We start from the raw sequence: 12,886 nt of genomic DNA, 5'->3' as shown, positions 1-12,886 counted from the left end.
TCGTGTAAACGGCCGATTGCATTCCCAACCGTCACCTCTCCGATTCAAGTGAGCATTTGAAGGGACAAGGATCGCAATGCATCTGTCCCGGTTTGCGCGATAACCTCGTTTGCATTTCCATCCAGAAAAGGTTTCAGGCGCAAGATATGCATGCTGTGGAATTGCCACAGGTTCACAGCTACTCTCCGCTGCCCTGTAACCTCTGAGGCACACCCAACCATCCGCGCTGTTTTTGTCAGTCAGGCGGCCGTTGCTCGGGACATTAATCGCAACACAATCCTGATCCTCCTTACGAAATCCCCAGTTGCAGTGTATTTCTTGTACGCCAAACCTAGTTTCGACGTACCCATTTTGAGGTGAAATCACCTCTTCACACTCGTCCCCGATACGCTGGAACAACCGGTTGCACTCCCACCGATCTCCGGTTGATGCAAGATAGGCATTTTCTGGAACTCTTATTTCCTCACAAAATTCTCCTACACTCTGGAAACCATGAGTGCATTCCCAGCCACTGCCGTAGGAGCTGCCCGTCAAATATGCGTTTTTTGGTACGTCTGTTATTTGGCAGGATCCGTTCTTGTTTTCGAAACCTTCGTCACAAATCGATCCGTCGGCATTGCCTGCGACTTGGGCAGGAAGCTGCGTTCCTGAGAGCAACACCAAGAGTGTCGGGATCAGGCAAAGAACGCGGTGCGAAAACACGATGAATGACTGATTGAAACGGAGCCTGAGACCTGATCTATCGGGCATCGAGCACGCAATTTATGTGCCATGTGCTGTTCATACGGCGCCTTCTTTCATGGGTCACCCGATGACCGGTGCTTGTCAGGTGACAGTTGCGAATGCTAGCGAGGAACGAGCTCATAGCGAAGACCCCAGCGAAACCCGTTCCAATGCTGGGGCACATGCTACAGTTAGTCTGAAGGCCATTGGATCATCGAAGCCGGCAGCATCGCGGCGACGAATATATCTTTCCAATACACTCTTGTGGTTCCTAGCCTGTGAAGAGTCAAGGACGCACCCTCGTCACAAAGCGTGTGCTACGGAGATGTTAATTTTTGAGAGCAGTGAATGACTAGGTGGCTTAGAGAATAACTGAGAGGAAAAATTCAGCGTGATACCACCTTTGAAACGGAGCTATTGACGAACTGGCAGAAACTGAGTTCTGTGATGCTCAGTGCAGCTGCACGCACGCATTGCGCTGAAAGTCTGCTTCAAAGGCCAATTTCGGGCACTAGGGCACAATGGTGAGACAGGAATTCTGGGCACATTGATACCGCAGTGTGATCGGCCCATTGCCAAAGTAAATTTGAGTTCTGTTCCTAGCCTGACAACGAGACCAATCGTGTCCACGGCTGGCAAGCAAAACGAAGCGAACCGCACGGGTATCGTTCAAATCTGTTGTCGAAGTCGAGTAACTGTTTCTTTCGGATGGGCATCCAGTAGCGCGAGGAGCTTAAACGCAGGTCCTCCGGGGCGGCGGGCTCCGTTCTCCCACAGTTTGTAACCGAGCTCGCTCATCCCGATAAGTTCGGCCATTTCCGCCACGGTCAATCCGGCCTTTTCGCGGACTTCAAGCGGTGTAGCCACGGGCTCGGAATTGGTGTCCGAACGGGCGCCTTGCGCCGGATCAACGGACACAAGGCTGGGATCCGGTCCTGTCATCATCTGCTCCCTGTTATTGTCGTTTGAGGCATGGCCATAGGTCATGCCTGAAGTTCGCATTTGCGCAGATGTCAAAGTCTGGCGCGCAGGCGTTTTTCAACAGTGCTCAGCCTGCGGGTGGTCTGAGTCATATCCGTCCGGAGGCTCCGAATTTCATCAAGGATGCCTTGAATATCCTCCGATCCGGAAGTGGTATCGGTTGGTTCAAGCACACCTTCCCCCTCACCGCTCAGAAGCCAAACCAGAGAGACCCCAAGAATGCCGGACATCATCTGCGCCTTGTTTGCACGTGGCTCGGCACGGTCTTCTTCCCATCCCTGTACGGTCTTCAGTTTGACGCCCAGGCGACTGGCAAGCTTCTTTTGCGAGTATCCAACGGCTTCGCGCGCGGCGACGATCCGGTCGCCCAGAGTTGCCGCTTCATCACCGTAGTATGAGGTGTCGTTTGATATAGTCGTGGCTACGTTCATTCTGCTCTCTCACTTTGGTTGAAAATGTTGTGGCGCGGTCAGGCCGCGAGTTCGCTACGATCCGCAAGACGGATCGTCACAAGATTGCTGTTTTCATGACGGCGATATGGGGTCAGCGCCTGCGTGATGAAGGGTTGGATATCCATCCGGGACCGCTGCCACCGCGCAAACCTGCGGAACAAAGCCCAGGTGCACTCGTCGCTGGACGTAATCACAGTCTGAACACGGGTGACATCGGTGCAGACGTCCCGACGCATCACCTGCCCCAGCATCAGCGACGCAAGACCCTTGTCCGCCTCACCCTCTGAAACGCCGACCCGCCAGATAAACAGGGTTTCCGGGTCATATGGCAGAACATAAGCCAGTATCGCGCCGACCAGGTCTCCATCCAGTTCTGCAATAACCGAGAATTCTTTGTAGTCATCAAACGCCGCCAGTTCACCAAGCAGATCACCAATAGCTTGCTGATCCCCGGTACTGGCCAGCAAAGACACAGCTGCACCGTCTTCCGGCAAAGGGGGACGCAAAACCGGAATAGGTTGTTCGAACAACTCCAAAGAATGCTGCATGTACTGCTCCATCAATAAACTTTGATTAGCTAAGTAACACAGCGGCATCAAAACTTCAAAAGGCGAAGCAAAATTCTACCGAAACGTCATAAATATAGCTATTTTTGCGATATTTTAATTTGCAAGGCTAATTATATTGCGCTCCGTTAACGCTTGAGCAATCAATACAATTTTGACAATCTCACTCCATTCGAATGCGGAGTAGATACATGGATCGTATCGACAGCAGCCTTGTCGCCCTGCGCCGAATCCTGCGCGCCACCGAGATGTCCGGCCGGGAACTGGCGCAATCCGCCGGGCTGACCGCGGTCCAGCTTCGTGTGCTGCAAGTGATTGGCGAGACCGGGCAAACCACGGCCAAAGCAATTTCAATGCGTATGCATGTCAGCCAGGCCACTGTCACAGCGCTGGTGGACAAGCTGGCTTCGGGCGGCATGGTTGTGCGCGAGAAATCCATGACCGACCGACGGCAGACCAATATCCTGATCACGGATCAAGGGCGGCAAACTCTTGAGGACGCCCCTGATCCCCTGCAACAGCTCTATGTGCAACGGTTCAAGCAGATGGAGGACTGGGAGCAGGCAATGCTTGTTGCCGCGCTCGAAAGGGTTGCAACGATGCTGGACGCCGAAGATCTTCAGGCCGGCGCGATCCTGACAACTGGCGATTTGAACAAGACGGAATAATGGGCCGGATTTACCGACCCCTTCGCGTACCTTTTTGTTGAGGCTTTTATCAAGAAAGGATTTGGCGGCCCGAACGGACCCGTCGTCTACTTGGTCGATCTTTCATTGCCACATATTCATTGCGCGCTAGCGGCCAATCCCTACTTTTAGAACGACAGCTCCGCTTTGGGCTGCCTCCAGTCGTAGATGTAATGGCGCGAACGGCGACACTAAGACCGATTGGCTCATGAGACAGAGCGAGGAAAAGATTGGCTTCTTAAATTCTGGACAAAAATGCGGCTCGGATAGTTTGCTTCATAGCGTCTAGGGGCAAATCCGAATTATGCATGACCGTACAAGAGCGGCGTGGGAGGATGGATATGATGACAAACAATTGACCTCGTTGGTCGAGCATATGATGGATGCCTGATGCCATCGGGCGCTTATGTCAAAATTTGTTGTTCGACTTGGACATGCAATACACAGCAAAGTTGCTTAAATGGTATTGCTAAGTTTCGTCGCCAATGTCCGCTTCGGGCTGGGACTTGCCGAATACCAGTGCAGCATGCCTTTAATTTTGAGTGGTAGGTCTGGGTCAGAGTTGCCGTTCACTGCGATAACCATGATCGGCCGTTGGTGGCTCTTAGAAGCCGTAAACCTCAATGCAGAAAAACAAATGCCAGCAAAAAGAAGATGCTATGGTGATCATTGAGATGATGGGCCCAGCAATAGAGGGTGTGAAGTTTTAAGGGAGGCGAACCGCAGCGATGAGGAAGCTATTTCTTACAGCTATTGTAGCCATCGGGTTCGGAGTTGGAATTTACTCAGCGCTGCCTACCCAGCAGCCAGAGGGTTCCTTTCCAAGTGACGTTAGGGGGCCTGATTTCGCATCACTGTTGGCAAACATCTCTGATGATGAAGGCTTCGAACGGCCATCCTCAAATTGGAAACTGGAGCTGCCCGAGGATCATGGTGCCCATGTTAAGTCACGCACTGAGACTTGGCAGCTACTTACTCATTTAAGCGATGAAGATGGCAACGAACTTGGTTTCCAGTTCTTGTTCTTACGCATTGGCATTGTACCTCCAACGTCACCGCCGCAGGATTCAATTTGGGACGTCAGACAGCTTGAACGGGTGCACATCGCACTTCTCGACGCAAACTCGGCGAAAGTCGCGAGCGAGGAACGGTTCGGACGGGGAATACCCAGGATCTCGGGTTTCGATTGGAATGCTGCGGAGCTTCGAATGGATAATTGGTTCCTCAGTTTCGCAGATGACGGATCACCGGCGACGCTTAAGCTCTATGCGACAATTAGCGACAAGGCTGTCGTGGAGTTTGATATGCGACCGGTGAAGCAGGCTGTTGCCTTGGAACCGGATGGCGCAGACGCACCTTTTGTGGGTTATTCAATCACGCGTCTGACCGTTGATGGAACCGTTGATCAAGGACAGGGAAAGAAAAGGGTCACAGGAACCGCATGGTACGATCATTTATGGGGTGAGCTTCCGGTGCCAGGTGCAGGACCGGTCGCATGGGATCGTTTGCAGCTTCAACTTGAGGATGGAGCCGAGATCTCGGCAGTGCGCTCACGGAGGATCGATGGAAGAGGCGCAGCGTCCGTTAACGGCGCTATATTTGAACCCAATGGTGAAGTCATTTCCTTGGACGAGGGGACCATTAAAATGACGGCTTTTCGAACTTGGCAATCTCCCTATACCGGGGTCGAATATCCAATCGAATGGCAACTTGAAGGCCCCGATCTGGACATAACGATTGAGCCCTTGTTTGACGCCCAGGTGCTTGATTTTTCCGTCCCGTTCTGGAGCGGTATCGTGCGGGTCAGGGGAAATCGCGCCCAGGAAGCGGTCTCCGGATTTGGGACGCTGCAACTGACAGGATATGAACAGTGATTAGAGGAGGAGTAGCAATCGGCGGCGTCGCCGTACTGTTGGGCGCTTTCGCCGCCGGAGCGTTCTGGCTCTACGCAGCTTTTGACGACCGGGAAACAGCCTCTGACACGAGCCAGTTCCGCTCTCCGACAGGACCAGTTCCGCCTTCGGTGCAGCGCCCTGGTGACGTCGATGCAGGCCGTCACGCTCTTCTAAACGCTCCCTACGTCAGCTGTGGTATTCCGTATAACGCTTATCGCCGCCTGAATCCCGAAACCGCCGAAAACGAACGTCTTCCGGGGCGTGAGGGTCGGAACGCTGAACTGTCTTATGCACTCACCTCGCATGTGAACGAAGATGGGGTCGAGGTAATCTCCAATAATTGCCTGACGTGCCATGCCGGACGCCTCAACGATGAGATCATCATCGGTCTGGGAAACGAATTTGGGGACTTCACGCGCGATCCGAGCAGGCTGGTTCTCCAAACAGGAAATTACGTTCGTGGAGCTGCCGAAACGAAAGCCTGGGAGCACTGGGCTGACCGCATCGACGGTATTGCGCCTTACGTCCAAACAAAAACGATTGGTGTAAACCCGGCGACCAACCTGACCTGGGCACTCATGTCCAGGCTCAATCCTGAAACGCTGAAGTGGTCAGAGACACCGCTTATTGACCCGCCACCGCAAGACCCGCTGCCAATCAGTGTTCCGCCTTGGTGGGGAATGAGCAAGAAGAACGCGATGTTCTATACGACAATCGGTCGGGGCGACCACGCGCGCTTCATGCTCCTGGCGTCAATGCTGTGCATTGATGGCACTGAAGATGTTGCAGACATCGTCGCCTATGCGCCTGACATTCGTGCCTTCATTGCCTCATTGGCGGCTCCAGCCTTCCCGTATCCTGTCGATGCAGAGCTGGCAGCTGACGGAGAGGGTATTTTTCTTCGTGAGTGCAGCGCTTGCCACGGTACATACGGGGCAAATGAGACCTTTCCAAATCGCGTCTATCCGGTTTCCGAAATTGGAACTGACCCCGCATATGCAACTGAGGCGACGGATGGATCGCGAGACCGGTTCTACGCCTGGGTGGCACGTTCTCCTTTCGGAGATACTGAAAGTGCCAACCCTGCACCTGGCTATATAGCACCTCCACTCGATGGGATCTGGGCCACGGCACCCTATCTACACAACGGTTCAGTGCCAAATATGGAGGCTTTACTCCTTAGCGACTTGAGGCCGAAATACTGGCGGCACCTGTTCGATCCACGAAATTACGATCCCCAAACGATGGGCTGGCGCTTTGAAGTCCTTTCAGCCGGGCAAGAAAGTGAATCAGACCCAGATAGGCGAAGGCTGATCTATGACACCACGTTGAGAGGCTACGGTAATCAGGGCCACACCTACAGTGACGAATTAAGCGATAAAGAACGGTCTGCCCTACTTGAATACCTAAAGACCATTTAGTGTAACTCATTTGTTTTTGGTGCAGCAGCTCGGAAGGTCCAAGCTGCGCGGAGTGGAAGACGGGACTTGCTCGGCTGTCCGCTTCGTCCGCGAAGCTGGTATCGCAAAGCCTTGTTTTGAATGTCTGCTTCGGGCTGACGGCAGTCATTCCGAAGCATATTCCAAATGGCAGCTTCGTCCGCAAAGCAGTCACACGAGCAAGTAGCGGCGAACGACCGCTTCGAGCCCAGAGCGGCAGTTTCGGCGAACCACGCTTTTCCGTCAAATTTGCTGACAAAAACTCAATCTCTCAGACACAATTTCTGTATGATATGTTGGATCGACCTTTTCTTACTGGAGGGCACTAGTCTGAGATGAACCCAGTCGAAACCAAATACGCCAAAAGCGGGGACACTCACATCGCTTACCAAGTGGTCGGTGAAGGCGACTTAGATGTGGTTTATGTGCCCGGTTGGGTTTCTCATGTGGAGCTTTGCTGGGAAGAACCATCACTTAACCGTTTCTTGTCCAGAATTGCGTCCTTTGCGAGATTGATCATTTTTGACAAGCGAGGAACCGGTCTTTCAGACAGGGTTTCAAACGATCAACTGCCTACTCTTGAAGAGCGCGCTGATGATCTTCTTGCGGTTATGGATGCAGCCAATTCCTCGCGCGCGGCGCTGATCGGGTTTTCAGAAGGTGGCAACTTGGCCGCATTCTTTGCCGCATCACACCCTGAACGAACAGCTGGGCTCATTATGTTTGGCGCATTCGGCAAGCGCATATGGAGCCCGGACTATCCTTGGGCACCCACTCCGGAAGAACGTCAAAAGGACTATGAGTTCGTCGAACGTGAGTGGGGTAACCTGATGGACATTGAGCACTATGCGCCCAGCAAGGCCAATGATGAGGCTTTCTTGCGACGGACATGCGCATACCTCAGGAGAAGCGCCAGTCCTGGTGCGGCTGTTACGCTGCTCAAGATGAATACCGAGATAGATTTGACCAATGTTCTCCCCGCCGTCCACGTGCCAACTCTCGTATTGCACCGCACTGGTGATCGAGACGCGAAAGTAGAAGAAGGGCGTTGGATTGCAGATCGGATTTCAGGCGCCCAGTTCAAGGAGCTGCCCGGTGAAGATCATTTTCCCTGGGTTGGAGATACCGAACCGATCATTGAAGCAATTCAGGCTTTTGTCACCGGTGAGAAACCCCTTCTTCCGAGTGAACGAGTTTTGGCGACTATTTTGTTTACCGATATTGTTGGATCTACGGATCTAGCCCATCAGATTGGCGATGCAGCATGGAAAGACCTGCTCAACCAACATGACCAACTGTGCGCTCAAGCCATTACTGAACACAACGGGCGACTGGTAAAAGGAACTGGCGACGGACTACTGGCAACCTTTGACGGCCCTGGAAGGGGCATATCATGCGGAAAAAAAATCGTTACCATCGCTCGTGGGGTGGGGCTTTCCGTCCGCTGTGGCTTGCATACGGGAGAATGTGAACTTCGCGGCGACGAAATCGCAGGTGTGGCTGTCCATCTAGCCGCCCGCGTATCAGCACTGGCTGAAGCAGATCAGTTACTCGTCTCCAGAACGGTACGGGACTTGGTTGCCGGTTCAGGCCATACTCTGAGGGATGAGGGAGAGCATCAGCTCAAGGGGTTTTCCGAGAAATGGTCGATCTATTCCGTCCATCTCTAGACACTCTTTCTTGCGAACCTTCGAAGATTTTAGTGTCGCAACGAACAGCGGCTTCGTCCGCAACGCGGTCAGTCGTCCAATTTCGATAAACGTCCGTTGTTCATGAGAGCTGCCGTCGGAGCCTAGCATCGTCAAAAGGTATAAAACCTGGGTCGGTTTGCCCGTTTAAGTTGGGACATTTTCACAGCCCTAACTCTAAAAAATACCAACATTTACTATCATCAATCTTATTAGAAGAATGCGTATCAAGGGAATCGATGGCGAGAAAATCTGGGCTCATATCCATCAACAGAAAAACAGGGGATAAATCAGGGGATACACAAGATCCCGCCATGAAAATCATTATATTACAGCATCTTATCATGTAAAGTGGTGCCCCCACACGGACTCGAACCGCGGACCTACTGATTACAAATCTTATCACCATATTTTCGATAGCATTATATCCAATTCGATTGGGCAGTATATTCTATTAAATAACAGAAGCTTTAGCGTGCAGAGGTTTCTTAAAGACCCTTCCTAATTCTCCGCACTTTGCTTACCTTGTGCTTACCCAATCCGTCCGAGACCAATATGCCCAACGTCAGATTAACAAAATCAAGTGTCGATCGCCTTTCAGCAACAAACCGGGACACGATCTATTGGGACGACGGTCTACCTGGTTTTGGACTTCGCGTGAAAACGACCGGCGTCAAAAGCTTCTTAGTTCAATATCGCAACAAACAAACCGGTCGGTCGAAACGCAAGACACTTGGGCGATATGGGCCGACCTTGTCTTTGGGCGCCGCCCGCGAAATAGCACGCGCGCTTCTTGCTGACGTGGTACGTGGCGCAGATCCTGTCGCAGATGCGCAAAGCATAAGGCATTCACCAACGGTGAGCTCACTTGCCGAGCAATACATGACCGAACATGCGGAACCGAAGAAACGTCCCGGTAGCGTTCGGAATGATCGGTCAATGCTGGACAGATACATTCTCCCCAAGCTTGGGGATCTTAAAGTCATTGAAGTGACGCATCAGCATGTTCAGAAGCTTCACAATCAAATGCGTGATACGCCCTACCAAGCCAATCGCACTCTGGCGCTCATGTCGAAAATGTTTGGACTGTCTGTGCGCTGGGGTCAGCGTTCTGACAATCCGGCGCGCGGCATAGAAAAGTTCCCCGAGGAAAAGCGGGACCGCTGGTTGTCAGATGGTGAGCTGCAAAGACTTTTGGTGGCTCTGTCAGAGCATCCAAATCAGGTTGCAGCGAACGCTATTCGCCTGCAGCTCCTGACAGGCGCACGGATCGGCGAAGTGCTGAAGGCAAAATGGGAAGACTTCGATTTGGACCGCGCGGTCTGGACAAAGCCGTCGCACCACACAAAGCAAAAGCGACGAGAGCACCTGCCGATTTCGTCAGCAACCTGTGATTTGCTTGCGGCAATGAAAGCAGGGGCATCTCCTGAAAGTCGTTGGTTGTTTCCGGGACGCTCTCCGGACCAACCGTACAAAGATCTGAAGAAATTTTGGAGCTCGGTCACCACATCAGCAGGCCTTCAAGACTACCGTATCCACGACAATCGGCATACGCATGCGTCGCATCTCGTTTCCAGCGGTCTGAGTTTGCCTATAGTTGGTCGATTGCTTGGACACACGAACCCGTCTACCACGCAACGCTACGCGCATCTCGCAGATGACCCGTTGCGGCAGGCAGCGGATGTGATGGGTAAGAAGATCAGCGGTGGCAGTTCCTGAAACCTGAGAATTTCCTGTGCTGAAGACACGCGAGTGGCAATTAGACTGCAGCTGTCGGCACAGTGTCGATGTTTGGGACGGAAGGGAATGGACGGAGATATAAGATGTCCAAATCTCTACTTCCCGTTGTCACAACGCGTCGTCCGCCTTGGAACAAAGGCAGACTAGTCGGACAGAAGCGGCCATTGCAGGCAAAGCAAGTCTGGGCCATTCGCGCTCGGCTCGAACTTGCAAACAAGCTGAGAGACCTAGCCTTGTTCAATCTTGCCATCGATAGCAAGTTGCGCGGGTGCGATCTCGTCCGCCTGAGGGTTAACGATCTCGCCGTCGGCAATTCTGTTCGCGATCGGGTATCCGTTGTTCAACGTAAAACTGCGAAGCCAGTGCAATTTGAAGTGACGGAGAATACACGTGAAGTCGTGTCGCAATGGGTCTCTTCTCAATATATGCATGGACAACGGTATCTGTTTCCAAGTCGTATGCATGCTTTGCCGCATCTTTCGACCCGGCAATACGCTAGGCTTGTCCGGGAATGGGTGTCAGCGATTGGTCTCGATCCGTCCAGCTACGGCACGCATTCGCTTAGGCGCACCAAAGCGGCTTTGATATACAGAAAGACCGGAAACCTACGTGCCATTCAACTTCTGCTCGGTCACAGCAAAGTGGACAGTACGGTGCGTTACCTTGGCGTCGAGCTTGAAGACGCGCTTAGTATTGCCGAACGCATCGATCTTTAACCTTTTAGGCGGGCGGGATCGTCCGCTCGCCGCTCCCAAGCAGACTTTCGGAATCTCCCGTTAATCTTCCGCTTCGAGCCCAATGCAGACACGTTTCTATCAAACATCATCTGTCACGAAGGGCGGAAAGCCGACATTCCCCCGGCTCTGAGTAAACGCCCTGTTTTGTCTAGTGCAGCCATATTCGGGCGGATGAAGTGACGGCTAGCATTGGGAAAACGGGGGTGGCCCACTCACCTGCCACCCCCTTCGTTCGGAACGAAAATGCACCCCGAACAGAAAAAACAGAAGTCCTTCGCTAAAGATTGACCCTTAGCCGCAATCCAAAGACCAGCGGGTCGTTCGGATTCGATCCAGGGTTGTTGAGATATTGCACGTCTGCTGTCAGAGCCAGATTGTCGGCCAGATCCAGACGATAAAACGCTTCAATGGTCGTTTGGTTGGGCAAGCCCGGAGTCGTGAGGTCGGCAACTGTGGCGGCTAAGCCGAAGAGGTCGTCATAGGTGCCCGGTCGCCACATCAGACCTGCATTGACCGCACGCTCTGCCAGCGCGCCGCCGCCATTGGACCATCCCAGTCGCCCAAAGATCATCAGCTGATTTTCGAAAGTATGGTTAGCGGAAACCGTCCCGCCATATGTCTCGGGTACGCCGGCCTTTTGGCGCTCATCCGTGTGAAACATCCCAAGATGCACGTTGGTTAGGAACCGCTTCGACCGCTGCGGTGTCCAGCCGATCTCGGCATACTTGTAGAACTCAGACCCTCCGGGGAACCATTCTACATCGGTGAGAGACCCATTGGCATCACTGACCAAACCCAGCGCATAGAACTGGTCGGTCAGATAACCCCCTGCCGCGATGCCAAAACCCGGGTCAGGGATTGGCAGAACCGGGCTGAACAAGATCGAGTAATTCGAGAACGTCGTTCTCGGGTTAACGTAGCCGAGAATGTCGGAGTAATCGCCCGGGTCGATCCGTCCCACGGCAACCCCTCCACGTCCGCCTGCGAAGGCTTGCTGCCAGTAGGCAACCGACAAGGTCGTGTCCGTGTCGCTGAATGTGACGGCAGTGGCTCCTTGATATCCAATTTGCGCAGCCATGGCGGAGGGTGCAATCGGCTGACCCAGCCGGTGTCGGTTCTCAAGGATAAAGACCAGACTACCGGGGTTTTCACCGCCCCGGTCTGCCAGTTCCCACGTCCCAATCATCCTGAGCTGACCCGACGCGGCCGCGTCCTGCCCGGTCAGGCTGTGCGAGCTGCGTTGGTAGAGGGCCTGGTAGTCAAAGCTAAGCGCCAGTCCGGTGTTCTCCCGAAAACGCCCCAATGCTGTTTCGGTTGGATCAAGACTGCGATCCAGCCCGGGCCAGCGCGAGTCCTCCAGCCTGCGCAGCCTGTCCTGCTCCTGTTGGGCACTGGCCGAGCCCGGTCCGCCCAGCGAGGTCTGAGCGGCAGCTTCAAGACCGGACTGTGCGACTGGTTCTTCGGCCACCGCGATGTTGCCTGAGATTGTGAAGACCGCTGCCACCACGATCATTAAAACCGGTGACAGGTTATTGCTCGGACCCTGAGGAAATGACATTCTCACTGACAGGTCACTTCATATCATCCTGCGCTTTGATCTCCGGCACACGGGCGAGGGCCTCGGCCATGTCGGCGCTGTTCATCAACTCGATCATCTGATAGTCGTCCAGCAGCCCGTCGCCGAGACGGCTGACATGGAAGGCCTGGATAAAGGTGGGATCGTCCGGCAGGGAAACCGTGATGTAGTTCTTCCCGTTTCCAAGCCCCCAGTAGTAGCTCAGAAGTTCGCCCCCGAGCGCCTCGATCCCGCCTTTGACCGTGGCAGCGCGGTCCCCCGGATTGGCGATCTGCATCTCCCAGGCCGCACTGTTGGACGTGCCGATGAACAAAAAGGTGCGCATGTCTTTCGTGTCTTCGGCCGCCTCCGCTGCTGCGGAATGGCAGAAGGCCACAGAGAGTAGGAACTTGTTCATTTTGCT

General features: G+C 53.6%; 11 protein-coding genes and 1 tRNA gene. 6 read left to right on the top strand and 6 right to left on the bottom strand.

Annotated features, from left to right (window positions below; all coding sequences use genetic code 11):
• Window positions 1-1,392: 1,392 nt before the first annotated feature.
• The 3 genes from ACR0MI_RS22550 to ACR0MI_RS22540 form a co-directional block, all read right to left on the bottom strand.
• On the bottom strand, window positions 1,393-1,665 hold the full coding sequence (locus ACR0MI_RS22550; protein WP_170613980.1) for a helix-turn-helix domain-containing protein: 273 nt from the start codon (window positions 1,663-1,665) through the stop codon (window positions 1,393-1,395).
• Between the two features lie 71 nt (window positions 1,666-1,736).
• Window positions 1,737-2,135: a helix-turn-helix domain-containing protein gene (locus tag ACR0MI_RS22545; RefSeq protein ID WP_170613981.1), complete on the bottom strand. Its 399-nt coding sequence runs from the start codon at window positions 2,133-2,135 to the stop codon at window positions 1,737-1,739.
• Between the two features lie 38 nt (window positions 2,136-2,173).
• Window positions 2,174-2,704, bottom strand: a complete 531-nt coding sequence (locus tag ACR0MI_RS22540; RefSeq protein WP_170613982.1) for a GNAT family N-acetyltransferase — start codon at window positions 2,702-2,704, stop codon at window positions 2,174-2,176.
• Between the two features lie 209 nt (window positions 2,705-2,913).
• Here ACR0MI_RS22540 and ACR0MI_RS22535 point away from each other — a divergent pair, with 209 nt between their 5' ends.
• The 4 genes from ACR0MI_RS22535 to ACR0MI_RS22520 all read left to right on the top strand — a co-directional run bounded on the left by ACR0MI_RS22535 (window position 2,914) and on the right by ACR0MI_RS22520 (window position 8,412).
• Window positions 2,914-3,390, top strand: coding sequence for a MarR family transcriptional regulator (locus tag ACR0MI_RS22535; RefSeq protein ID WP_170613983.1), 477 nt, complete (start codon window positions 2,914-2,916; stop codon window positions 3,388-3,390).
• A gap of 746 nt (window positions 3,391-4,136) precedes the next feature.
• Window positions 4,137-5,282 (top strand): lipocalin family protein, encoded by a 1,146-nt coding sequence (locus ACR0MI_RS22530; protein ID WP_170555184.1) that lies wholly within the window; start codon window positions 4,137-4,139, stop codon window positions 5,280-5,282.
• 38 nt (window positions 5,283-5,320) lie between these two features.
• Window positions 5,321-6,724, top strand: coding sequence for a c-type cytochrome (locus tag ACR0MI_RS22525; protein WP_480855637.1), 1,404 nt, complete (start codon window positions 5,321-5,323; stop codon window positions 6,722-6,724).
• 353 nt (window positions 6,725-7,077) lie between these two features.
• Complete coding sequence (locus ACR0MI_RS22520; protein WP_170619543.1) at window positions 7,078-8,412, top strand: adenylate/guanylate cyclase domain-containing protein; 1,335 nt, start codon at window positions 7,078-7,080, stop codon at window positions 8,410-8,412.
• A 370-nt stretch (window positions 8,413-8,782) separates the two neighbouring features.
• On the opposite strand, the gene ACR0MI_RS22515 is transcribed toward ACR0MI_RS22520, so the two are convergent.
• Window positions 8,783-8,899 (bottom strand) — tRNA-Thr (locus ACR0MI_RS22515).
• A gap of 86 nt (window positions 8,900-8,985) precedes the next feature.
• Here ACR0MI_RS22515 and ACR0MI_RS22510 point away from each other — a divergent pair.
• Window positions 8,986-10,149, top strand: a complete 1,164-nt coding sequence (locus ACR0MI_RS22510; protein WP_170678358.1) for a site-specific integrase — start codon at window positions 8,986-8,988, stop codon at window positions 10,147-10,149.
• 104 nt (window positions 10,150-10,253) lie between these two features.
• Window positions 10,254-10,886, top strand: coding sequence for a tyrosine-type recombinase/integrase (locus ACR0MI_RS22505; RefSeq protein ID WP_170678361.1), 633 nt, complete (start codon window positions 10,254-10,256; stop codon window positions 10,884-10,886).
• 298 nt (window positions 10,887-11,184) lie between these two features.
• Here the strand turns inward: ACR0MI_RS22505 and ACR0MI_RS22500 are convergent, their stop codons facing one another.
• Window positions 11,185-12,465 carry a carbohydrate porin gene (locus ACR0MI_RS22500; RefSeq protein WP_170612077.1) on the bottom strand — a complete coding sequence of 427 codons (1,281 nt, stop codon included), beginning with the start codon at window positions 12,463-12,465 and terminating at the stop codon, window positions 11,185-11,187.
• 13 nt (window positions 12,466-12,478) lie between these two features.
• Complete coding sequence (locus ACR0MI_RS22495) at window positions 12,479-12,880, bottom strand: hypothetical protein (protein ID WP_170817047.1); 402 nt, start codon at window positions 12,878-12,880, stop codon at window positions 12,479-12,481.
• Window positions 12,881-12,886: the final 6 nt, after the last annotated feature.

Source organism: Ruegeria sp. D4 (genome assembly GCF_056534475.1).
The sequence above is the reverse complement of the archived record's forward strand: the minus strand, read 5'-3'. Positions and strand labels throughout refer to the sequence as shown.